Here is a 21,942-nt window from a genome sequence, read left to right as displayed (position 1 = left end):
CCATCTCATCACATCTTGTATTTCGCCCCAACTGATATATCGGCATTAGCTACCCTGCGACAGCGCAAACAAAAAGAGCCGCTACCCGGGTGGGTAGCGGCTCCAAAGCTCAACTATATGAGCATCGCGCGGGCGCGATTAGGCCTTGAGGGCCTCCTCGACGGCGACAGCGCAGGCGACGGTGGCACCGACCATGGGGTTGTTGCCCATGCCGATGAGACCCATCATGTCGACGTGCGCAGGCACGGAGGAAGAACCGGCGAACTGGGCGTCGGAGTGCATGCGGCCCATGGTGTCGGTCATGCCGTAAGAGGCAGGGCCGGCGCCCATGTTGTCCGGGTGCAGGGTACGGCCAGTGCCGCCACCAGAAGCGACGGAGAAGTACTTCTTGCCAGCCTCGAGGCGCTCCTTCTTGTAGGTGCCAGCGACGGGGTGCTGGAAGCGCGTGGGGTTGGTGGAGTTACCGGTGATCGAGATGTCGACGTTCTCGTGCCACATGATGGCAACGCCCTCGCGGACGTCGTCGGCGCCGTAGCAGTTGACGGCGGCGCGGGGACCATCGGAGTAGGGGATGGTCTCGACGACCTTGAGCTCGCCCGTGAAGTAGTCGAACTGGGTCTTCACGTAGGTGAAGCCGTTGATGCGGGCGATGATCTGAGCAGCGTCCTTGCCCAGACCGTTGAGGATGACGCGCAGCGGCTTCTTGCGAGCCTTGTTGGCGTTCAGAGCCAGGCCGATAGCACCCTCAGCGGCAGCGAAGGACTCGTGACCGGCCAGGAAGGCGAAGCACTCGGTGTCGTCGGAGAGCAGCATAGCGCCCAGGTTGCCGTGGCCCAGACCGACCTTGCGGTCCTCGGCGACGGAGCCGGGAACGGTGAAGGCCTGGATGCCCTCGCCGATGATGGCGGCAGCCTCAGAAGCGGACTTGGCGCCACGCTTGACAGCGAGAGCGCAACCGAGGGTGTAGGCCCACTCGGCGTTCTGGAAGGCGATGGACTGGGTGTTGTTGACGATCTCACGCGGGTTGAAGCCCTTGTCGGTGCAGATCTGCAGAGCTTCCTCGAGGGAGGCGATGCCGTTGTCGGCGAGGCACTTGTTGATCTTGTCAGCGCGGCGCTCGTAACCTTCGAACGTAACAGTCATAGTTATTTCCCTCCCTTTCTACTCGTGAACCGGGAACACGCTGGCGACGGAGTGAGTCTCCTCGTCGGTGCGCGGGTCGATGTACTTGGCAGCGTTCTCCCACTGACCATAGTGGCCCATAGCGCCAGCGATGGCCTCCTCGGGGGTCTTGCCGGCCTTGACGGCGTCGGTGAACTTGCCGAGGTTCAGGAACTCGAATGCGATGATCTCGTTCTTGTCGTTGAGAGCCATGCGGGTGACGTAGCCCTGAGCGAGCTCGAGGTAACGAGCGCCCTTGGCCTTGGTGCCGAACATGGTGCCGACCTGAGAGCGAAGGCCCTTGCCGAGGTCGTCGAGGGAGGCGCCCACGGGCAGGCCGCCCTCGGAGAACGCGGTCTGGCTGCGGCCGTAAACGATCTGCAGGAAGATCTCGCGCATAGCAACGTTGATGGCGTCGCAGACGAGGTCGGTGTTGAGGGCCTCGAGGATGGTCTTACCGGGAAGGATCTCGGAAGCCATGGCGGCAGAGTGGGTCATACCCGAGCAGCCGATGGTCTCAACGAGGGCCTCCTCGATGATGCCGTCCTTGACGTTCAGCGTGAGCTTGCAGGCGCCCTGCTGAGGTGCGCACCAACCCACACCGTGCGTAAGACCGGAGATGTCGGAAATCTCCTTAGCCTGGACCCACTTGCCCTCCTCGGGGATGGGTGCGGGGCCGTGGTATGCACCCTTGGCAACGGGGCACATGTTCTCCACTTCCTGTGAGTACTGCATGCCTCTCCTCTCTATCGTGTTGGCGTCCCGTCTGGGGGCCGTGGCTGGCGATTGCCGGGCGACCCTTCGAAAGGGACATGACATGCAGCCCCTATAATACCGCGAAATGCACGGAATATTCGGCGAACGGCTCAGTTTTCGTAGCGAGATGCGCGGAACTTTCAATTGAAACGGTTTAACTCTATATTCTGTGGTCGTGCACTTCCGTAGAGGGGGTCCGTCTTGGGCAAGCTTTTGGTCAGCTTTTGTAAGCGTTGCAGGGGTTGACCTGTTGCAACGGTGCCGTTCGCCGCCTGTTTACTGCCTTTGGCCGCGCGAGCGAATTGTTTTGCGTGAATGTTTTGATGGCACGCTTCAATCGTGCTGTATTGGATGGCAAGCAGATCCCGGCGAAGGGAGCGCCATGCAGCGCGTTTGGAGAACGGTTACCGGCTTTTACCATGTCTGTGCCCGCGGTACGGGCAAGCAGCTCATCTTTGAGGGCGATGAAGACCGGTGGGAGTTCTTGGAGCTGATGCGTGAGTGCTGCCGCAAGGCGGGCGTGACGGTTATCGCCTGGTGCCTTATGGGCAATCACGTGCGTCTGGTGCTTGCAGATTACGAGGACGCGATGAGCGCGGCGATGCACCGGCTGCTTTTGACGTACGCGCGGCGGTTCAATAAACGCACGGGGCGCACAGGGCATCTGTTCCAGAACCGTTTTGACCGGCGCTCGCTCGATACCGACTGGCAGGTGATGGAGGCTATTCGCTCCGTTCACGCCGATCCGCAGGAGGCGGGCATCAGTCTCATTGAGCGTTATCCCTGGAGCAGCTTTCCGGAGCATTTGTGCGCTTACGACGGTGACGCGGCCGATGTCGCGAGGGGATTTTCTGATCCTTCTTGCGTGCTTGAGCTTTTTGGTTCTGCCGAGGGCTTTATTGCCTATTCGCTTTCGACGCCCGACGGCGGCGAACCGGCGCTGCGCGATATGAAAGAGACAGAGTGGGAACGCCACGCCTTTGCCGACAAGATGGCGAAGAGCCTCGGGGTTCCGCTCAATGTGGTTAAAACTGCACCGCCGGCGCAGCGCGATACCGTTATTGTTGGATTGAGCAATGCCGGCCTTACGGTGCGCCAGATTGAGCGGTATACCGGGATTGGCAAAAGTACCGTCTCTCGTATCGTGCGCGCTTATGTGCGGGTGAAGGCACGGGCTGAGCTTTCGGAATAGAAAATGGCCGAACCACTCTTGTCAAGCGATTCGGCCAACAAAAATCTTAAGATTTGGGACAAGTACTACTGATTATTTTGTCCCGTGAGCATGCCGTCGAGGGTGCGCCAGGCGAGCTCGGCGCATTTGACGCGGGCGGGCATGTGCGAGATGTCCTGGAGCTGGGCGGCTTCGTCCAGGTCTTCCAGGTCCTCCTCGGAGAGCTTCTCGCCGCGGATCATGGCGAGGAAGAGCTCTGCCAGGCGGCGAGCTTCCTCGACGGTCTCGCCGGTGATGAGATCGGCCATGATGTCGGCACTGGCCTGGCTGATGGCGCAGCCGTGGCCGGTAAAGGAGGCCTCCTCGATCACGTTGTTCTCGACACGCAGCTGCAGAGTGAGCTCGTCTCCGCAGCTGGGGTTGATGCCGTCGTGCTCGTGCGTGGGAGCATCCATCTCGTACTTGTAGTCGGGGTGCGAGTTGTGCTCCATAAATGTGGTGGAGGTGTACAGATTACCCATTGAACGTGCTCCAAACGTGATGCAGGCCGGCGATGAACTTGTCAATGTCGGCCTTGTCGTTGTAGAAGGCCACGCTGGCGCGGCAGCAGGCAAGGTTCTCGACGCCCAGCCAGGTGAGCAGCGGCTGTGCACAGTGGTGACCGGCGCGGATGCAGACGCCGTCCATGTCCATGATGCTCGCGACGTCGTGCGGGTGGATGCCGCGGACGTTAAAGCTCACAACGCCGTGGTGGTTGTCCCAATAGATGGAGCCGATGATCTGGACAAAGTCGAGCTGCATGAGCTCGCCCATCAGGTAGTGGACGAGTGCCTGCTCGCGTGCCTGGACGTTCTCGTAACCCACCGTGTTGACCAGGTAGTCGAGTGCCGCACCCGTGGCGAAGATGCCGGCGGCGTCCTGTGTGCCGGCCTCGAATTTCTCGGGAACGGGCGCCCAGACGGCGTCCTGCTCGGTAACAGAGTCGATCATCTCGCCGCCGGTGAGCATGGGCGGCATGGCGTTGAGCAGGTCCATCTTGCCCCACAGCACGCCGATGCCCATGGGGCCCATAGCCTTGTGTGCGCTAAAGGCAAAGAAGTCGGCGCCCAGGTCGGCCACATCGACCGGCATGTGCGGCAGCGACTGCGCACCGTCGACGACCAGGTAGCCGCCATACTTGTGCACGAGCTTGCCGAGGTTCTTGACTGGGTTCTCGACTCCCAACACGTTGGAGACCTGACCCACGGCCAGAATCTTGGTCTTGGGACCAACCTTGGCAAGAACCTCCTCGGTGGTGAGCTGACCGGTCTTGGTGGGGTAGAGGTAGACGAGCTTGGCGCCGGTCTCGCGGCAGACCTGCTGCCACGGAATCAGGTTGGAGTGGTGCTCCATGATGGTGATGACGACCTCGTCGCCCGGCTCGAGGACTGTGGGTGCAAAGCTCTTGGCGACCAGGTTGAGCGACTCGCTCGTGTTGCGGGTGAAGACGACCTCGTTGGCCTGTGAGGCGCCGATGAGGTCGGCGATCTGCTGGCGGACCTTCGCGATGGCGTCGGTGGCCTCGACGGACAGTGAGTACAGGCCGCGCAGGGGGTTGGCGTTCATGCGCTGATAGAAGTCACGCTCGGCGTCGAGCACGCAGGCGGGGCGCTGCGCGGTGGCGGCACTATCGAGGAAGGCGATCTCGGGGTGCTGCTGGAAAAGCGGGAACTGTGCCTTGTAGGGATTGGTCTCGATGTCGACGGTAGGCCAGCCGCGCGAGGCCTCGTCACTGGCGTCGAACTCCATAGGCTCCGGTGCGGTACAGGTATCGCATTTAACGTGCTCGGTGTCGATCATGCGAGCTCCTCTTCAAAGTTGTTGATCAGGTTGTTGCCCAAGCGGACGACGGCTGCGCGGGTGCGCTCGTCGGTGGCGGAAAGCGCGGCGTCCTCCAGCTTGGCGCGAATGAACAGATCCTCGGCGGCGTTTTGGTCAAGGCCACGGCAGGCGAGGTAGAACAGCTGCTCGTCGCGGACGTGACCGATGGTGGCGCCGTGGTTGCCGGCGACGTCGTCCTCGTCACAGAGAATGACGGGAACGGTCTTGTTGTCGACGCCCTTGTTGGCCAAAAGCACCGTCTCGCGTTCGGTGCCGGTTGCACCCTTGCAGCCGTGCACGAGGTCGATGGTGCCACGGTAGACCTTCTTGGACGTGCCGGTCAGCACGCCGTTGGCGTCGATCTCGCACTCGGTCTTGCGACCGCGGTGGCGCAGCTCGTAGTTAAAGTCGCGCACCTGCTCGCGGGCGCCCAGGTAATCGGTATCGATGGTCACCTTGGCGGTGTCGCCCAGCAGGTCGCCGGCAAGGCCGGTGGCGCTGGCGCCGGCACCCAGGACGGTGTGCTGCACGTTGACGCGCGCGCCCTCGTCCAGGAACAGGCCGGTGTCGTCGAGTGCGATCCAGCTGTCGTCGAGTGTCTGCGTGCAGGTCACGTTGACGGTGGCGTACTCGTGGGCGCACACGCGTAGCACGGAGCCCACGACACCCTCGCCGGTAACAGGAGAGTCTAGGGCAATATGCAGGTCGAGCGTTGCCTGCGGGCGAGCGACGACGTCGATGGCGGCGATGGCCGCGGCGGCATCGACACCGCTCACACGCACGGTAACCGTGGCGTGCTGGTATGCGGGCACATCGATGACGATGCGCTTGGTAGCGTGCTCGGCCAAGTAGGCGTAGGCAGCCTCGCCCATGCCGGTTTCGAAGGCTTCAGCAGGGGAGAGCTCCTCCTCGAGCTTGATGGCGCCGGCCTGGTAGACGGAGGTGGCGGGCACGTCGAGCTCGGTCTCGGGCGTGATGCGGGCGCGGTCGGCGGCATCACCGGGGGCGGAGGAGCGGCGCTCGGGGAAGCGCTCGGCCATGGCGTCCATGGCGGCGTCGAACGCGTCTGTCACGCCAATAAACTGCTCGCCCAAGCCTTCGACCTCAACGGCCTCCGCGGGAGCGGCGGCAAGCTCGTCAGAGAGCTCGAGCTTGGTCTGATTCATCTTCAGCCAGCCCCAAGTGGCAGCCGGCATCGCGTTGACCTGCTCAAGGGTGGTAGCAGCGGTGTTGGTTTCCTGTTTCATTATCCGATCGCTCCTTCCATCTCGAGCTTGATCAGGTTGTTCATCTCGACGGCGTACTCCAGCGGCAGCTCCTTGGAGACCGGGTTGGCAAAGCCGTTGACGATCATGGTGCGGGCCTCTTCCTCCGAGATGCCGCGGCTCATCAGGTAGAACACCTTGTCGTCGCCGATGCGGCCGATGGTGGCCTCGTGGCCGATGTCGACGTTCTTGGCGCGGATGTCCATGGCGGGGATGGTGTCGGAGCGGCTCTGGTCGTCGAGCATGAGCGACTGGCAGCTCACGGTTGCCTTGGAACCCTCGGCCTTGGGCGTGGCCACGATGGAGCTGCGGAAGGTCTGAATGCCGCCGCTCTTGGAGATGCCCTTGGTCTCGACGGTTGCCGAGGTCTCGGGGGCGTTGAGCACGACCTTACAGCCGGTATCGAGGTTCTGCCCGGCGCCGGCAAAGGTGATGCCGGTAAAGCTCGACCGGGCGCGGCGGCCGTTGAGCACACTCATGGGGTAGAGGTAGCCCACGTGGCTGCCGAAGGAGCCACTGATCCACTCTATGTCGCCATCCTCGTCCACGCGCGCACGCTTGGTGTTGAGGTTGTACATGTTTTTGGACCAGTTCTCGATGGTCGAGTAGCGCAGGTGCGCACGCTTGCCCACAAAGAGCTCGACGGCGCCGGCGTGGAGGTTGGCAACGTTGTACTTGGGCGCGGAGCAACCCTCGATGAAGTGCAGGTCGGCGTCGTCCTCGACGATGATGAGCGTGTGCTCAAACTGGCCGGCGCCCTTGGCGTTAAGGCGGAAGTAGCTCTGCAGCGGGAAGTCCAACTTGGTGCCCTTGGGCACGTAGACAAACGAGCCGCCCGACCATACGGCGCCGTGCAGGGCCGCAAACTTGTGGTCGGTGGGCGGGATGAGCGTCATAAACTTCTCGTGGATGAGCGGCTCCCACTGCGGGTCGTGCAGGGCCTCCTCGATGCCGGAATAGACGATACCCATCTTGGACGCGGTGTCCTGCATGTTGTGGTAGACCAGCTCGGAGTCGTACTGCGCGCCGACGCCCGCCAGGTAGCTGCGCTCGGCCTCGGGGATGCCCAGGCGCTCAAAGGTGTTCTTGATGTCGTCGGGCACCGACTCCCAGTCGTGCTTTTGGTCGGTGTTGGGCTTGACGTAGGTGACGATGTTGTCCATGTCCAGGCCCTCGATGGAGGGGCCCCACGTCGGGTCGGGAAAACGATTGAAGATCTCGAGGGACTTTAAGCGCAGATCGAGCATCCACTGTGGCTCGTCCTTCTTGGCGCTGATCTCGCGCACGATGTCGGGCGTGATGCCGGCGTCGACGCGCTCGAATCCCTCCTCGCCGTAGGTGAAGTCGTAGAGGCTGCGGTCGATGTCCGCGACCTCGGTGCGGTTCTTGGTCATTGCGTCGCCCCTTTACGCCTGCTGCTCGGCAGCGGCGGCCTCGGCCTGGGCGCGCTGCTCGGCGGCCTCACGCTCGAAGGTCTCAAAGCCGTTCTTGTCGATCCAGGGAATCAGCGAGGCGTCGTCCTCGCGCACAATATGGCCCTTGACCATAACGTGGACGCGGTCGACATCCAGGTGCTCCAGGATGCGCGTGTTGTGCGTGATGATGAGCATGGAGCCGTCGCAGCTCTTACGGTAGGCGTCCATGCCGTGGCTGACGGTGGACAGGGCGTCAACGTCCAGACCGGAGTCGGTTTCGTCCAGGATGGCGAGCTTGGGCTGCAGCAGCAGAAGCTGGAGCATCTCGACCTTCTTTTTTTCGCCGCCCGAGAAGCCCACGCCCAGCTCACGATTGAGGTAGGCGGTGTCCATGTTGAGCTCGGCCGCGAGCTCCTTGACGCGACGGCGGAACTCCTTGCCCTTCATCTTCAGGCCGGGGCGGCCGGCGATGCTGGCACGCAAAAAGCTTGACAGCGGCACGCCCGGGATCTCGACCGGGGCCTGGAAGCTCAGGAACAGGCCGGCGCGCGAACGCTTGTCGGTGGTGAGCTCGGTGATGTCCTGGCCGTCAAAGACGATGCGGCCGTTGTTGACGGTGTAGACGGGGTCGCCCATGACCAGGTGGCCGAGGGTGGACTTGCCGGCGCCATTGGGTCCCATCAGCACATGGGTCTCGCCGGCGGCGACGTTGAGGTTGACGTTGTGGAGGATGGTCTTCTCGTCCACGGAGGCGGTCAGACCTTCGATGGAAAGCAGCGGATTTGCGCTCATGCTGTCCCTCTCTGTATATGGTGTACTCATAGGTGTACTAAACCCTAGGAATCTTCTCGGAATAAAGTTACTATGGGTTCGGCGTTAGTCAAGGGAAAACCCGACTAATCCACTCGACTTTTTAGATGCGGGACATAATAATCAGGTTTGTTTGCCCCGCGTGCATAAGATTTGGGACAAACAAACCTGGTATTTTGTCCCGGTAACGATGAGAGGGTAGGTATGCTCATTTCTTCTAAGGGCCGCTATGCCCTCCGGCTGATGATCTATATCGCAGCGCTTGGTGACGTCGAGGGCAAAATCGCCCTGCGCGAGGTCGCCGACCGCGAGCATATCTCGCAAAAGTATTTGGAGCAGCTGGTCCGTCCGCTCATGAAGGCGGGCCTGCTTAAGAGCGTGCGCGGCAAGGGCGGCGGCTACATGATGGCCAAGGACCCCGTCGAGGTGCGTGCTGGCGACATCCTGCGTGCCGTTGAGGGCAGCACGGCTCCGGTGGCGTGCGATGGCATCGACAACAGCTGTACCCGCAGTGATCTTTGCTCGACCGTCAAGTTCTGGCGCGGTCTGGACGACGTGATCGAAAAGTACGTCGACGGCGTGACGCTGGCCGACCTGGCCGCCGTCCCCGAGATCAACTTTGACATTAAGCTGTAGGGCTGCAAATGGCATCTCTCGACAAGGTGTATAAGCAAATTGAAGTTTTTGCTCGGGAATGTGACGCCGATAAGGTTGTGCTGTTTGGTTCCCGTGCTCGAGGCGACAACTTGCCTAAGAGCGATATTGATATTGCTGTAGCAGGTTGCCGGGATTTCGGCCGTTTCTCATATTTGATTGAGGAGCGTCTTGATACTCTTTTAGATGTAGACGTCGTCAATCTCGATGAGCCCGCATCGCAGTCGTTGCTCGATGAAATAGCTAGGGATGGTGTGGTCCTGTATGAAAAAATATGAGAACTTTGCCAGCGCTTTGGCGAATCTTGAGGATGCGCCCAATCAGGATCTCAATAATGATTTTGTTCAGAGTGGATTGATTAATAAGTTCAATCTTCAATTTGAACTGAGCTGGAAGCTCCTTAAGCGTCTGCTCGAGTATGAGGGTGCCACGCTTGCCGCGTCGGGGTCTCCTCGTGCCATCTTGAAGGAGTCCTACCGATTCTATGACTTTATTGATGAGGCAGCCTGGCTAGATATGCTCAGAGACCGCAATACGAACGTTCATATCTATGACAACAAGCTCGCTCAAGATTTGATTCGGCGCATCTTGAACGCCTATATTCCCGCTTTCTGTCAGTTGAGGGACGGACTGATGGAGCGTTACGGCGAGCTTCTGATGGCGCCCGACGACCAGTTTGTTTAATTCCTTAAGATTTCGCGGAGGGTCGTTGCCGTTTACCGAGGGGCTGTTGTGCAACGGCGGGCGAGCTGCAATACTTAGATTTATCTTTGCAAACTGCACTTTAACTACACCAATGCAGGGAGGATCTTATGCAGCCCAAGCATTCCGCGATTGTGGCGGGCCTGACGCTGGCGCTTTCGTTTGGCGCCGTTGCCGCGCCTGTGACTGCTGTTGCCGAGGAGCCCACGCCGGGTGTTGCCTCGGATGCCACCGATATCGACAAAGGCCTTTACACCCAGCAGTCTTTTTCGGGCGTGCTGAGGTCGGTTCAGGGGGTCTCGTTTGTCAACGTGACTGCCGAGATGAAGTACTTCACCAAATATGAGAGCCACGGCAACTATAACCAGGGCTTTTCGTATGGCGACGGCTATAACGCGCTGGGTTATTACCAGTTCGACCGTCGTTGGTCGCTCATTCCGTTTATGAAGCAGGTCTATAACTACGATTCTGCCAAGTACGGCATGCTTAAGGCTGCGATCGATCGCGGCAGCGAGATTTCCAACGCGAAAAACCCCATGTATGCGAACGGCCAGCTCACCGAGCTGGGCCGCATCGCGCAGGATGCCTTCCTGGGTGCTTACAACACCGATCCGACTGAGTTCTCGGCGCTGCAGGATGCCTATGCGTACAACTCCTACTATGCGGTGACCGAGGCGTGGTTCAAGAGCGCTCTTGGCATTGACATCTCCGGCCGCGCCGACTGCGTCAAGGGCATGGTGTGGAGTATCACCAACATGTGCGGCACCGGTGGCTGCAGAGACTTCTTCCGCTGGGCAAACCTTTCCAACAGCATGACGGACCGCGAGTTTGTGACGGCGCTTTCCAACAGCGTGGTCAATAACGTGGCGACCAAGTATGCAAGCCAGCCCCAGTATCACGAGGGCTGGAAGAACCGCTACCGCAATGAGCTCAAGGATTGTCTGGTCTATATTGCCGAGGACGAGGCTGCCGCGGCAACGCCTGTGGAGCCCGTGCAGCCCGAGCCCACGCCGGCACCTTCGCCGACGCCTGATTCGAATGACGACTCGAGCGACGATGCCAACGATGACAAGATGGATACGCCCTCGACCGATGCTGGAGGCGATGGCTCTGCTGGTGACGTTGCCAACGACGGCTCTACCTCGAGCGGCTCCGATTCCAACGGCTCTGCTGCGGGCGATTCGTCTTCAAGCTCTGCCGGCAATACGGACAGTGCCGCCTCTGGTTCGACTGACGCTGGTTCCTCCGACTCCTCCACTGGCTCGAGCGATTCTTCCGCCGATACTGGTTCTAGCAATGACTCTAACTCTGGCGCCGCTTCTGATTCTGGTGCTTCCAAGGGCGACTCGAATAAGGCGCCGGACGCGCCCGTTACTTCGACGGGCAAGAAGCCCTCTTTCGTTGTGCAGCTTGGCTACACGTTTGGTTCCTCGCTGATGGCTGGCGCAAGCAGCTTGTCTCCTGACAAGAACAATTCTGACCAGGTTTCCACGGAAAAGACCGAGGTCGCAAAGGGCGACTCCAAGGGCGATGATTCCGAGAAGACCGAGTCCGATAAGGGTATTAGCTCTGAGGAAAAGGGCGAGAAGTCCGCTCAGAAGAAGGACGAGGAAAAGAGCAAAACCGACGACGGAAAGCCGCAGGGCGAGGACGGCGGTAAGGGCAACACCGACAACCAGAACCAGGAGCAAAATGACTCCAATACGGTGCCCACGACGACTACCACCACTAAGACCTCGGGCGGCATCATGCCCAAGACGGGCGACCTCATCGTGATGGCGAGCCTTGCCAGTGCAAGCTTGGCCACGCTGGGTGCCACGTCTATTGTGAGTGGCAAGCATAAGCTCGATCAGCAAAAGAAGGCTGCTGGGCAGAACGACTCCGAGGAGTAGTCCCTTTCGGTTGCCCGACAACTAAAGATTCGCAATGGGGGCCGGTGCAGTTGCATCGGGCCCCATTTTGTTGCACAACGATTTGTTATGCCCCCTCAAGGCCTTTGTTCCTACCGTTGCCCGATGCCTTTGCACGGATCCAGCGTTGCACTTGAACTGCTCGCTACAATGGGCTTCGTGCTGCGTTTTAGGGAGAAGTTACGGTGTCTGAACAGGAGTATTGCAACAGTGACGATACTTTTGGCGTACGGCTTGTCAACCATGTCGATGATGCGGTTTTGCCGGTCGGTGTGCATGATTTTGCCGATGCCATTGGTCGTTGCATGCTGGTTGACAAGACCATGTTTATTGCCGATGTGTTGGACTGCGACGCGTCCGTTGTGGTGTGCTGTCGACCCGAGGGTTTTGGCAAGAGCATGAACTTGTCGATGCTCAGGGCTTTTCTGGAGCGTCCAGCGGTCGGTCGCTCTGGTCAGCGTTTGTTTGCCGATGCTCAGATTTGGGATGCGAACGGCGGGCGCTATCGGGATGAGTATGCTTGCTATCCGGTGATATCGCTGGACTTTTCTGGCGCTGGGAGGCGTGGCCCCGCTGTTGCCGGCGTCGTGCGCGATGCCCTTTCGGGCGAGTGCGCTCGCTTGTTGGCGCTCTTGGAGGCTCCGGATTTAGCTCGAGATAAGGTGCGTCACATCGAACGTGTCGCGCGTGGCGTGGCGAGCGCGGACGAGGTTGACTCGGTGCTCGGTGTGCTCATAGAGCTGCTGGAGATTGCCTGCGATGAGCAGGTTGTATTGCTCGTTGATGGGTACGATGCGGCGTGGTCTCGCCGTGCGAGCGCGAGGGACGCTTCCGACGCCGATCCGGCAGAACTACTTGACCGTGCGCTGTTTGACGCCATTGCCACTGCGCGCGATTCGTTGCGGCTGACGTGTCTGATGGGGGAGTGTCCCGGTCCTGCCGAAGCGGCGCTTTCTTCGCGCGGCTGCTCGTATTGTCTGACGACGCCGCTGTCGGCGTGGTGTGACCGTTGGTTCGGTTTTTCGGATGCCGAGGTCGAGGCTCTTTTGAATCATGCTGGGCGCGAGGAATACCTGAATGATGCGCGTGAATGGCTCGAGGGGTATCGGTTTGGCAGGGCCTATTGCTCGAGTCCAGAGCGTGTGATCGGTTTTCTGGACCGAGGCTGCGCGGCGCCTGTGCGTGCCGATCTGTATGGATATGCCGATTGCCTGAGTAGGGTAGTTGCCGGGTGGAATCTCGACCGCCTTTCGGTCTTGTTTGATTTGCTCGAGGCCCATGGGTGCGCTGAGGTCCCGCTTTGTTTGGGCACTGCAGAGCCAGATGTCTCGCCTGACGATGGCATGTGGACAGCGCTGTATCTGTCCGGTTTCCTGACGACAGATATGACTGAGGAGCCAGAGCATGGCGATCGCCTCCGTGTTTTGCGATTGCCCAATAAAGAGCTTCGCCAGGTCTTGCGTCTAGTAATTGTTGAGTGGTTTGAGTGCGCTGCCGAAGACATTCGAGACGTCGATGCGTTTCGCGACGGGCTGTGCCGTGGGAACGAGGATACCGTGAGGCGGGCGCTAAGCCGCATCCTGGGGGATGCGGGAATCGGTGAGACCGACCCAGATAAGCCGCCGCCATATCATCTGCTCTTGCAGGGGCTCTGCTTTGGCTTGCCGGGCTATGCCAATCCTGCCTCGAGGCGAAAGTGTGGCGCGGGTCGCTGGGACATCCAGGTTTTCCCTACGGGTGCTGTGTTCGACGTAGCAGACACGATTGGCATGCTGGACGAGCGACCGCTGATAACGATTAACTTGATGTATGACCCCGATGTGGATGCGCTGGGCCTGGAATTGCTGGCCGTGCAGTCGCTACTCGACATAGAGCGCGACGGCATCGACGAAATCCGTGTGCCGCGACCCGGCGTTGGCCGCATGCGCTGGGGGTTTGGGTTTGATGGACAGCATGTGGCTACGGTGCACCAGCGGCTTTAAGCGCTGAGGTGTTTCCGGCTTCTGTTACTCCGTGTCCTTCATGGGCGGCATGGGCTTCCAGTTGGGATCCTTAACGATCTTGCGGGCGTCCTTCATGCCGCGTCGCAGCGCCGGAATACCGGTCTTAAAGCACTTGTCAACGGCGGCCAGGCGAATGAATTCCTTGCAGAAGGTCGCGGCATTGCCCAGGCGGAACAACATGGGGTGGTAGTCACCGTAGATCTGCATATAGCGAGCGAGGAAGCCTCGGTTGCGCATGATGTAGTAGCGGTTGGTGTCGCTCGTAGAGTTGAGCTGGCGTTTGCCGGCGATATCCCAGTTAGAGACGGCACGGGCGCGCTTGAGCACCACGTCGGCGACCACGGCGGCGGGGAAGTGCTGGCTGGCTACGTAGCCGTAGCAGGCATCGTCGCCGTAGATAAAGAAGCGCGCGTCGGGCAGGCCAATCTTGTCGACCACGCGGCGCGAGAACATGCCGCCCTCAAAGCACAGCTGGTTCATGGCGCGGTAGCCCTCGGGACCCAGATCCCACTTGGCGATGGGGTTAGGGATGCCGAGCGAAAGGATGAGCTGGTACTGCCAAAAGAAAGCGCCGCCGTCAAAGTCCAGGCGCGAACCCTGGATGACATCGTAGCGGTCGGTCCACTTGGCAAGACGCTCGATGCCTTCGGGGATGACGAGCACGTCGTCGTCCATCACCCAGAACCACTGGGCGCCCAGGTCGTAGGCGCATTTGGTGCCGGCGGAGAAGCCGCCCGCACCGCCGCCGTTTTCGAGCTGCGGGGCGTAGATGACACGGTCGGTGCCGCCCTGCGCGTCGGGCTGCTCGGTGTCGATGCCCCACAGGTTGGCCAGGCGCTCGTTGAATGCGGAGCACATGGCCTCGGTCTCGCGCGAATTTTCGTTATCGACAATCACGATGCGCCAGGGCGCTGCCGTGAGCTCGGTCATGGAGTCGAACAAGTTGGCCAGGAGTTCCTGGCGCTTGTACGTTACGACGACGATGGCGAGCTTGTCGATGGGAGCGGGAAGGGTTGAAGGCATGGGGCAATATATCCTTTCACGCGCGGCGGGCGAGCGCTGCGCGGAAGCTATCGAATACGTCCTTGGGACTGTCCTATTGTAAAGGCTCGGCGCACCTTGACGGCAAGCTTTGAATAAAACGCAGGAACCTGCCATGGGCCCGCCGCATGACGTGGGGCTGCTTTGCCCGCAAGAGGCTCCATAGATTATATAAACGCCCGCTGGCGCGCTGACCCTTTGATACCATGAAACGACAGGTATTTCCTAAGGAGCACATTTGTCTACTAACGCCTCTGGCAGCCCTGTTCTGTCGCTGCTTATTCCCATTTACAATGTTCAGCGCTACCTGCGCGAGTGCCTCGATTCCGCCCTGGCGCAGACGCTCAAGGATATTGAGATCATCTGCATTAACGACGGGTCGACCGACAACTCGCCGGCGATTATCCGCGAGTATATGGAGCGCGATAGGCGCGTCAAGATGATCGACAAGGCCAACAGCGGCTACGGCGACTCGATGAACCACGGTCTGGAGATGGCGCGTGGCAAGTACGTTGGCATCTTGGAGTCCGATGACTTTATGGCGCCCGACGCACTCGAAAAGCTTGTCTCGGCCGCCGATAGCAATAATGCCGACTTTGCGAAGGCGAACTTTGATTTCTACTGGTCTAAGCCCGAGGAGCGCCGTTCACTGCACGAGATGTTTAAGGCCAAGGACTGCGGTAAGCCGGTGCACCCGAGCGACACGACGCAGTTCTTTAAGCAAAAGCCGTCGATTTGGTCGGCAGTGTACCGTCGCGATTTTCTTGAGCGCAACGGCATTAAGTTCCTGCCGACTCCGGGGGCATCCTTTCAGGACACGTCATTCGCCTTTAAGGTGATCGCGTGCGCCGATAAGGCTGTTTACCTGCATGATGCTGTTTTGTCGTATCGACAGGACAACGAGAATTCCTCGGTCAATTCTTCGGCTAAGGTCTTTTGCGTCAATACCGAGTATGCCGAGATTGAGCGTTGGATTCGAGAGGATTATGCCCGCGACCACGCAAGCGTCGATGTCGCGCGCATGCTCAAGTTCAATCAGCTCATTAAGTACGATTCGTACATGTGGAACTACGTGCGCCTGGCGCCTAAGTTCTATAAGGAGTTCCTGGTGCAGATGGCCAAGGAATTTCAGGCGGCCTTGGACGCCGGGGACTTTTCGCTTGACGACCTCAAGCCGTGGAAGCGCGCAAATCTCGCTGCCATCCTCAAAGATCCTGAGGGCTGGGTTGACGAGCACCCGAGTTTTGCGACGGATGGTGCCTTGGGGCGTGCTAAGTATTACGCCTCGGTTGGAGGCCCAGGCGTGGTTGCTGCCTTCCTCATCGAATCGCTGAGGGGGTAGGTCGGCATGGGAGAGGCCTCGTGTCCTAAAGCTACCATTGTCGTCCCCGTTTACAACTCTGCGCGCTCCATTCAGCGATGTCTCGATTCGCTGTTGGCCCAGTCCGAGCGCTCGATTCAGGTTGTCTGCGTCAACGACGGTTCGACTGATGATTCGTTGAACGTGTTGCGCCAGATCGCGCAGGCCGACGATCACGTACTGGTGATTGACCAGGAAAACGCGGGCGTCTCGTGTGCTCGAAATGCTGGTATCGATGCCGCCGAGGGCGAGACCGTCTTTTTTGTGGACGCCGACGATTACATCGATGCCCAGACGGTCGAGCGCGTGCTGCATGCCATGGAGTCTGCAGATGCCGAGGCTGCCGTTTTTGGCGGTGTCTGTGAACCCGCCGATGCTGCCCCCAAACGCGTCCAGCAACTCATGAGTCCCAAGGCGGGCATTTTTGGCGCACGAGATCCCCAGTTACTGTTCCACGCAAACGCACAGCCCTATGCATGCCGCGCGGCTTTTTCACGCGAGCTGCTCAATCGCGAAGGCATTCGCTTCGCCCCCGGTTTGGCTTTGGGCGAGGACGTCGTCTTCCAATTTGCGGCTTATGCGCTTGCCCGCAAGACCGTCGTCATGCCGGACAAGTTCTACCACTACGTGATGGAGAGTGAATCGGCGACGCACGAGTTCAACAGTGCCGATGCTCGCGCCAAAAAGCTTGACGCCCACATGAGGATGCTCGAGGAGGTCTTGGAGGACTGGGCGGCCTACGGTCTTTTGGACCTGTGCCCCGGCGAGCTGATAACTTGGTTTTTAGACCTAATTGTGTTCGACCTGGCGCGCTTGGATGCCGATGGTTTCTATCGCGTGGCGGCTCGCGTCAACATGGATCTCACGACGTTTTTGGGAACGGCGTGGGCGGATATGCCTGCTAAGGGCGCCGTTCGGCGTGTTGCCCACAAGCTCGTTGCGGCGACCTCGGGCGTTTCGATGGCAGACGCCACGCTGTTCTATCTTTCGACTCGCGGTCTCAAAGCCTGTCTGGAGCGCTTTATCTAATTCCAAGCGCTGCCGCCCGCCGCAACCCGGCTGCTAAAATAACCCTGTTACACGCTATTCAACAGGAGGTTCTCTTGCAGAACTCTGATACCCCTAAAGTTTCGCTGCTTGTCCCCATTTGCAATGTCGAGCGCTATCTGCGCGAGTGCCTCGATTCCGCCGTGGCGCAGACGCTCAAGGACATCGAGATCATCTGTATCAATGACGGTTCCACTGATAGCTCGCCGAATATCATCCGCGAGTACATGGAGCGCGACCCCCGTGTAAAGATGATCGACAAAGCCAACAGCGGCTACGGCGACTCGATGAACCGCGGCCTGGAGATGGCATGCGGCGAATACGTGGGCATTCTGGAGTCCGACGACTTTATGTTTGAGGATTCGCTCCAAAAGCTGGTCGCCAAGGCCGATGCTGAGCATGCCGATGTGGTGAAGGGCGACTTTTACCAGTATTGGTCCACGCCCAGCGAGCGCCGTGAGCTGTTTGGGATTATCGACGAGCATATGACGGGCGCCGCGTATCGCCCTGTCGATCGCCCGGGCATCTTCTACCGCAAACCTTCCATTTGGTCGGCTATCTATCGGCGCGAGTTCCTCAACGACAATCAGATTCGGTTCCTTCCCACGCCGGGTGCCTCGTATCAGGACGCAGGCTTTAACTTTAAGGTTTGGGCTTGCGCCGAGCGCGCCGCGTTTATTGCGGACCCCATTTTGTGCTATCGCCAGGATAACGAGAAGAGCTCCGTTAATTCGCCCAACAAGGTGTTTTGCGTGTGCGACGAATATGCCGAGATGCAACGTTTTTTGGACGAGCGTCCCGAGCTCAAGGCTCAGCTCCAGGGCATTTTAATGCGCATGAAGGTCGATACGTACCGTTGGAATGATGAGCGCCTGGTCGATGAGCTGCGTGGGCAGTTTTGGGAGAAGGCTTCACCCGAGCTCAAGGCCGACTGGGATGCCGGTCGCTTTGACCTGTCGCTGTTTGATCCACGCGGCGAGACCGATTTGCGCCTGATGGTCAAGTCGCCCCGCGCCTATATCGATTCGCGCTTTGACTTTAAGAAGCCGGGCAAGCTCAATACGTTTAAGCACTACTTTAAGATTGGCGGCCTGCCGCTGGTCTGGCGCGTGCTGACGTATCAGCGCACCTACGGCGACAACCCGCACCCTGATGACGTTCCGGCCGCACTGTAGGAGCGAGTGATTATGGTTACCCCCAAGATTTCCGTTGTCGTTCCCATCTATAAAGTGGAGGAGTGCCTGGCCTGGTGCCTGGACTCCCTGCTTGCGCAGGATATGCTCGATTGGGAGGGCGTGCTGGTCAACGATGGCTCACCGGATGGCTCGCGCGATATTGCGGCCGCTTATTGCGAAAAGGATGCGCGCTTTACGCTGGTCGATAAGGAGAACGGTGGCCTGTCGAGTGCACGTAATGCAGGCATCGCTGCGTCCACGGCGCCTATCGTCGCGTTCTTGGATTCCGACGACCGCTTTACGCCCGATGCATGCCGCGTGATCGTCGATACCTTTGAGTGCGAGGACTGCGACGTTTTGACCTTTGGCGCGAATCCGTATCCGCTGGAGGCGGGGTATCCGTGGCTTAACTATGTGCTGAGCCCGCGCGATGTGTCGTTTGAAGGCTATAGCTCCGACCTGCTGTTTAAGGAAGCTTCTCGCCCCTTTGCATGGCGCACTGCCTGCAAGCGTGAGTTTTTGCTGGGTAACGGGATCGTGTTCGACGAAACCGTTAAGTATGGCGAGGACCAGGTCTTCGATTTTGCCGTGTACGGTCGTTCGCGTAAGACCGCGCTTATCTCGAACAAGCTGTATGACTACCGCGTAGCGCGCAAGGGTTCGCTCATGGACACCATGCGCTACGACGACGAGACACGTCTGCTGGAGCACGTGAAGATTTACTCCGCGGTGCTGGCTGACTGGCAGCGCGACGGTCTCGATGCTCAGCATGCCGATGACCTGGCGTACTTCCTCTGCGATCTGGTGCTGTACGATGCGCTCAGGCTGTTGAGTACGGACTGCGGTAAGGTGTTTGCTGCCGTTGCCACGGCGCTTGCCGGTTCTGCCGCGGGCAGCGATGCTGCGCTCGCACAATGCGCTCCTTCTGTTGCTGCTATGGTGCGTGCGGCGCTTACCAGCAAGGCCCCCAATGCCCGTGAGTGCAAAAAGCTCATGTTCGATTACGACGTCTTGAGGTTTGGGCGCCTGGGTGCCTGCAAACGCATGGCAGCGAACGCCCTGGGAAAGCGAGAAGTGTAGATGAGTATCAAGCGTTTGGCGCTTTGCCGCAGTCAGGGCCGTCTGTTTGTGCTGCTTCGTTTTGCCGGTCAGGATGTCGCCGCGCTTATCGAGCGGGAGGGTTCTCAAGCGTTTGCCCATGCGACGACGAGCGGCTCTTGTGTGCCGTCGCTGGTGCTCCCGGTCGATCACGGCCGCGTGCTGGCGCTTTGCCCTTCCGTTTCCGATTACGAGCGCGAGCTCGCCGTCTTGGTGCTTCCGTTTTTGGATGGCTCGTCGATGGATGTCGTTTTTGCATCCGGTGGCCAAAGGTTGGGCTCCATTCGCCTCGATAGCCGCGTGGCCAAGCTGGAATCCAAGATTAACTACAAAGCAAAGCCTGCGCTGTGTGCGCTTATCCGCGATGCGCAGCGTGGCGAACACTGCGGCTTCTACGAGATCGATGCCACTCGCTATTTGCCGGCAGACGCCGGCGCGGTGTGGCGCTATGAGGTTACTTGGGCGGGAGACCTCCAGTGCGCGCCTGAGCTCCAGATCTTCGATGCGCATATGAATGCCATCGATGCTACCGTGCATGTGTTTGAGTCGCAGATCGATGTGCCGCAGCGCAACGGATGCCGCGTCAATAAAACGTATCTGAGCGTTGAGATGCCTCAGGATATACGAGATTTTGTCGCGATTGTGAGCGACCCCACAGAGCAGATCCAGAGCGGGTTTTGCGCCATGGATGGTCGCCTGTACAACGGCATGGTCGATGACAGTTGGAACCGCATGAAGGACGCGCGTGCAGACGACGCAGCTTATCGACGTTGGTTTGAGCGACATCGCGCAAAGCCGGGCGATTTGGCGTGCCAGCGTGTCGCTTCGGCGGCCTTTGCCTATAGACCGCTCGTGAGCATTGTGGTGCCGTGCTACAAGACTGATCGGGAATACCTGCGCGAGCTGCTGAACTCGGTGCTAGCCCAGAGCTATGACAACTGGGAACTGCTCCTTATGGATGCCTCGCCTGAATGGGATGCGGTGGCCGCCCTTGTGGCAGGTGCCAACGACGAGCGCATCCGTCGCATCGAGCTTCCCGGCAACGGCGGCATTGTGGTCAACACCAACGCAGGTATCGAGCAAGCGACGGGCGACTACATCGCGTTCTTGGACCACGATGACATTCTGGAGCCGGACGCGTTATTCCAGTATGTTTCCGCGCTGAATAAGGCGGCCGAGGGCGAGCGCCCCCAGGTCCTGTTCTGCGACGAGGACATGTTCCAGAAAACGGGGGAGTGGGGTCAGCCTGTCTTTAAGACGCAGCTCAACGTCGATCTGCTCTATAGCCATAACTGCGTGACGCATTTCCTGATGGTGGAGAAGGCGCTAATCGATCGTATTGGCACGTCCCCAGAAGACGTTGCGGGTGCCCAGGACTACGACTTGACGCTTCGCTGCCTTGCAGCCGGCGCGCGCTTTGAGCACGTTGCGCATGTGCTGTATCACTGGCGCGTGCATCCGGGATCGACCGCCGACGGCTCTGCCGATAGCAAGCCGTATGCTATCGAAGCCGGCCGTCTTGCGCTGCAGCGCCACTTTAACGCGCTGGGCATTTGCGGAACGGTCGAGGAGACCGAGACGCCGTTTGTCTATCGCATGCGTTATGCGCTGCCGGAGTCTGCGCCGCTGGTGAGTATTGTGATTCCCACCAAGGATCACATTGAGACGCTCGATGCCTGCGTGATGTCGATCGCTCAGAAGGCAACGTATGCCAATTACGAGATCGTCTTGGTGGAGAACAACAGCAAAGCCCCGGAGACGTTTGCGTATTACGAAACCCTGCCAGAGCGCGTGGCTGTAGTATCCGAAGGCAAGGGTAACGCACGTGTTGTGTACTGGCCGGGCGAGTTCAATTACTCTCAGATCATCAATTTTGGTGTGAAGCACGCCAGGGGCGACTACCTGCTGCTGCTCAACAACGATACCGAGGTCATAAGCCCCGACTTTATCGAAGAGACGATGGGCTATCTGCAGCGTCCCGATGCGGGCGTGGTGGGCGCCAAACTCTACTTTGCCGATCATCTGGTGCAGCATGCCGGCATTTTGGTTGGCGTGCGCGGCGCACTTGCCCATGCCAACCAGGACTTCTCGGCAAAGCGCGAGGGCTATCTTGCCCGTGCTGTGCGACCGGGCAACTTTAGCGCCGTGACGGGCGCCTGCCAGATGGTGCGACGCGACGTATTTGAGCAGGTCGGAGGCTATAACGAGGAATTCGCCGTCGGCTTTAACGACGCAGACTTTTGCCTGCGCGTGTGGGAGGCGGGCTACCGCACCATCTTTACGCCCTATGCCGAGCTGTACCACTACGAGTTCACCTCGCGCGGCAGGGAAGAGGCCAACGAGGAAAAGCTGCGCCGTTGGAAGCGCGAGCAGGCGCTGTTCATGCAACGCTGGCCGGAGTTCTTCCTGACGGGTGATCCGTGGCTCGGGCCGAACTTATCCTCCGACAGTGAGTACTTCTCGCTTTAGTGCGAGGTGACGTGAAAATCCAGCATAGGGTGCTCAAGGGCTGTG

The 21,942-nt window shown here is 59.6% G+C and carries 19 protein-coding genes; 11 read left to right on the top strand and 8 right to left on the bottom strand.

Features of this window, described 5'->3' with window-relative positions; all coding sequences use genetic code 11:
- Positions 1 to 138 precede the first annotated feature (138 nt).
- Together LCQ44_RS09370 and LCQ44_RS09365 are read right to left on the bottom strand one after the other, a co-directional pair.
- Positions 139 to 1,143: a GGGtGRT protein gene (locus tag LCQ44_RS09370; protein WP_006235553.1), complete on the bottom strand. Its 1,005-nt coding sequence runs from the start codon at positions 1,141 to 1,143 to the stop codon at positions 139 to 141.
- Positions 1,144 to 1,161: 18 nt separating this feature from the next.
- Entirely contained in the window at positions 1,162 to 1,896 is a 735-nt protein-coding gene (locus LCQ44_RS09365) for an iron-sulfur cluster assembly scaffold protein (protein ID WP_006235554.1), read from the bottom strand.
- 403 nt (positions 1,897 to 2,299) lie between these two features.
- Between LCQ44_RS09365 and LCQ44_RS09360 the strand changes: the two genes are divergently transcribed.
- Positions 2,300 to 3,109 (top strand): transposase, encoded by an 810-nt coding sequence (locus tag LCQ44_RS09360; protein WP_225093691.1) that lies wholly within the window; start codon positions 2,300 to 2,302, stop codon positions 3,107 to 3,109.
- Positions 3,110 to 3,174: 65 nt separating this feature from the next.
- Here the strand turns inward: LCQ44_RS09360 and sufU are convergent, their stop codons facing one another.
- The 5 genes from sufU to sufC are packed head-to-tail and all read right to left on the bottom strand — an operon-like array spanning position 3,175 to position 8,420.
- Positions 3,175 to 3,609 carry a Fe-S cluster assembly sulfur transfer protein SufU gene (gene sufU / locus LCQ44_RS09355; protein ID WP_225093690.1) on the bottom strand — a complete coding sequence of 145 codons (435 nt, stop codon included), beginning with the start codon at positions 3,607 to 3,609 and terminating at the stop codon, positions 3,175 to 3,177.
- Complete coding sequence (locus LCQ44_RS09350) at positions 3,602 to 4,927, bottom strand: aminotransferase class V-fold PLP-dependent enzyme (RefSeq protein WP_204986963.1); 1,326 nt, start codon at positions 4,925 to 4,927, stop codon at positions 3,602 to 3,604. Before LCQ44_RS09350 ends, sufU begins: the two co-directional genes overlap by 8 nt.
- Positions 4,924 to 6,195 carry a SufB/SufD family protein gene (locus LCQ44_RS09345; RefSeq protein ID WP_225093689.1) on the bottom strand — a complete coding sequence of 424 codons (1,272 nt, stop codon included), beginning with the start codon at positions 6,193 to 6,195 and terminating at the stop codon, positions 4,924 to 4,926. The genes LCQ44_RS09350 and LCQ44_RS09345 overlap by 4 nt, the downstream gene beginning before the upstream one ends.
- Positions 6,195 to 7,607, bottom strand: coding sequence for a Fe-S cluster assembly protein SufB (gene sufB / locus LCQ44_RS09340; protein ID WP_225093688.1), 1,413 nt, complete (start codon positions 7,605 to 7,607; stop codon positions 6,195 to 6,197). The genes LCQ44_RS09345 and sufB overlap by 1 nt, the downstream gene beginning before the upstream one ends.
- A 12-nt stretch (positions 7,608 to 7,619) precedes the next feature.
- On the bottom strand, positions 7,620 to 8,420 hold the full coding sequence (gene sufC / locus LCQ44_RS09335) for a Fe-S cluster assembly ATPase SufC (RefSeq protein WP_225093687.1): 801 nt from the start codon (positions 8,418 to 8,420) through the stop codon (positions 7,620 to 7,622).
- Between the two features lie 222 nt (positions 8,421 to 8,642).
- Between sufC and LCQ44_RS09330 the strand changes: the two genes are divergently transcribed.
- From LCQ44_RS09330 to LCQ44_RS09310, 5 genes are all read left to right on the top strand, one after another.
- The gene (locus LCQ44_RS09330; RefSeq protein WP_225093686.1) at positions 8,643 to 9,074 is read left to right on the top strand and encodes an RrF2 family transcriptional regulator; all 432 of its coding nucleotides are present in this window, start codon (positions 8,643 to 8,645) and stop codon (positions 9,072 to 9,074) included.
- 8 nt (positions 9,075 to 9,082) lie between these two features.
- Positions 9,083 to 9,370: a nucleotidyltransferase family protein gene (locus LCQ44_RS09325; RefSeq protein ID WP_225093685.1), complete on the top strand. Its 288-nt coding sequence runs from the start codon at positions 9,083 to 9,085 to the stop codon at positions 9,368 to 9,370.
- The gene (locus LCQ44_RS09320) at positions 9,357 to 9,776 is read left to right on the top strand and encodes an HI0074 family nucleotidyltransferase substrate-binding subunit (protein ID WP_225093684.1); all 420 of its coding nucleotides are present in this window, start codon (positions 9,357 to 9,359) and stop codon (positions 9,774 to 9,776) included. Before LCQ44_RS09325 ends, LCQ44_RS09320 begins: the two co-directional genes overlap by 14 nt.
- 128 nt (positions 9,777 to 9,904) lie before the next feature.
- A complete protein-coding gene (locus LCQ44_RS09315) occupies positions 9,905 to 11,686 on the top strand; it encodes a VgrG-related protein (protein WP_225093683.1) in 1,782 nt (593 codons plus the stop codon).
- A gap of 203 nt (positions 11,687 to 11,889) precedes the next feature.
- Positions 11,890 to 13,686, top strand: coding sequence for an AAA family ATPase (locus LCQ44_RS09310; RefSeq protein ID WP_225093682.1), 1,797 nt, complete (start codon positions 11,890 to 11,892; stop codon positions 13,684 to 13,686).
- A gap of 24 nt (positions 13,687 to 13,710) precedes the next feature.
- Here the strand turns inward: LCQ44_RS09310 and LCQ44_RS09305 are convergent, their stop codons facing one another.
- Positions 13,711 to 14,730: a glycosyltransferase gene (locus LCQ44_RS09305; protein ID WP_225093681.1), complete on the bottom strand. Its 1,020-nt coding sequence runs from the start codon at positions 14,728 to 14,730 to the stop codon at positions 13,711 to 13,713.
- A 256-nt stretch (positions 14,731 to 14,986) separates the two neighbouring features.
- Here LCQ44_RS09305 and LCQ44_RS09300 point away from each other — a divergent pair, with 256 nt between their 5' ends.
- From LCQ44_RS09300 to LCQ44_RS09280, 5 genes are all read left to right on the top strand, one after another.
- Positions 14,987 to 16,090 carry a glycosyltransferase family 2 protein gene (locus LCQ44_RS09300; RefSeq protein WP_225093680.1) on the top strand — a complete coding sequence of 368 codons (1,104 nt, stop codon included), beginning with the start codon at positions 14,987 to 14,989 and terminating at the stop codon, positions 16,088 to 16,090.
- A gap of 6 nt (positions 16,091 to 16,096) precedes the next feature.
- Positions 16,097 to 17,137, top strand: coding sequence for a glycosyltransferase family 2 protein (locus LCQ44_RS09295; protein ID WP_225093679.1), 1,041 nt, complete (start codon positions 16,097 to 16,099; stop codon positions 17,135 to 17,137).
- Positions 17,138 to 17,211: 74 nt separating this feature from the next.
- Positions 17,212 to 18,330, top strand: coding sequence for a glycosyltransferase family 2 protein (locus tag LCQ44_RS09290; RefSeq protein ID WP_225093678.1), 1,119 nt, complete (start codon positions 17,212 to 17,214; stop codon positions 18,328 to 18,330).
- Between the two features lie 12 nt (positions 18,331 to 18,342).
- On the top strand, positions 18,343 to 19,410 hold the full coding sequence (locus LCQ44_RS09285; RefSeq protein ID WP_225093677.1) for a glycosyltransferase family 2 protein: 1,068 nt from the start codon (positions 18,343 to 18,345) through the stop codon (positions 19,408 to 19,410).
- Entirely contained in the window at positions 19,411 to 21,897 is a 2,487-nt protein-coding gene (locus LCQ44_RS09280) for a glycosyltransferase family 2 protein (protein ID WP_225093676.1), read from the top strand.
- Positions 21,898 to 21,942: the final 45 nt, after the last annotated feature.

Source organism: Collinsella aerofaciens (assembly GCF_020181355.1).
In the GTDB taxonomy this organism is placed as follows: domain Bacteria; phylum Actinomycetota; class Coriobacteriia; order Coriobacteriales; family Coriobacteriaceae; genus Collinsella.
Note: the sequence above shows the minus strand (reverse complement) of the source record. Positions and strands in the feature narration are given on the sequence as shown.

What these genes read in the sequence shown, in the direction of transcription:
- LCQ44_RS09345 (WP_225093689.1), bottom strand. Translation starts at nt 6,195, where the DNA reads ATGAAACAGGAAACCAACACCGCTGCTACCACCCTTGAGCAGGTCAAC.
- LCQ44_RS09325 (WP_225093685.1), top strand. Translation starts at nt 9,083, where the DNA reads ATGGCATCTCTCGACAAGGTGTATAAGCAAATTGAAGTTTTTGCTCGG.
- LCQ44_RS09315 (WP_225093683.1), top strand. Translation starts at nt 9,905, where the DNA reads ATGCAGCCCAAGCATTCCGCGATTGTGGCGGGCCTGACGCTGGCGCTT.
- LCQ44_RS09305 (WP_225093681.1), bottom strand. Translation starts at nt 14,730, where the DNA reads ATGCCTTCAACCCTTCCCGCTCCCATCGACAAGCTCGCCATCGTCGTC.
- LCQ44_RS09330 (WP_225093686.1), top strand. Translation starts at nt 8,643, where the DNA reads ATGCTCATTTCTTCTAAGGGCCGCTATGCCCTCCGGCTGATGATCTAT.
- sufU (WP_225093690.1), bottom strand. Translation starts at nt 3,609, where the DNA reads ATGGGTAATCTGTACACCTCCACCACATTTATGGAGCACAACTCGCAC.
- LCQ44_RS09365 (WP_006235554.1), bottom strand. Translation starts at nt 1,896, where the DNA reads ATGCAGTACTCACAGGAAGTGGAGAACATGTGCCCCGTTGCCAAGGGT.
- sufB (WP_225093688.1), bottom strand. Translation starts at nt 7,607, where the DNA reads ATGACCAAGAACCGCACCGAGGTCGCGGACATCGACCGCAGCCTCTAC.
- LCQ44_RS09285 (WP_225093677.1), top strand. Translation starts at nt 18,343, where the DNA reads ATGGTTACCCCCAAGATTTCCGTTGTCGTTCCCATCTATAAAGTGGAG.
- LCQ44_RS09370 (WP_006235553.1), bottom strand. Translation starts at nt 1,143, where the DNA reads ATGACTGTTACGTTCGAAGGTTACGAGCGCCGCGCTGACAAGATCAAC.
- sufC (WP_225093687.1), bottom strand. Translation starts at nt 8,420, where the DNA reads ATGAGCGCAAATCCGCTGCTTTCCATCGAAGGTCTGACCGCCTCCGTG.
- LCQ44_RS09320 (WP_225093684.1), top strand. Translation starts at nt 9,357, where the DNA reads ATGAAAAAATATGAGAACTTTGCCAGCGCTTTGGCGAATCTTGAGGAT.
- LCQ44_RS09295 (WP_225093679.1), top strand. Translation starts at nt 16,097, where the DNA reads ATGGGAGAGGCCTCGTGTCCTAAAGCTACCATTGTCGTCCCCGTTTAC.
- LCQ44_RS09350 (WP_204986963.1), bottom strand. Translation starts at nt 4,927, where the DNA reads ATGATCGACACCGAGCACGTTAAATGCGATACCTGTACCGCACCGGAG.
- LCQ44_RS09280 (WP_225093676.1), top strand. Translation starts at nt 19,411, where the DNA reads ATGAGTATCAAGCGTTTGGCGCTTTGCCGCAGTCAGGGCCGTCTGTTT.
- LCQ44_RS09360 (WP_225093691.1), top strand. Translation starts at nt 2,300, where the DNA reads ATGCAGCGCGTTTGGAGAACGGTTACCGGCTTTTACCATGTCTGTGCC.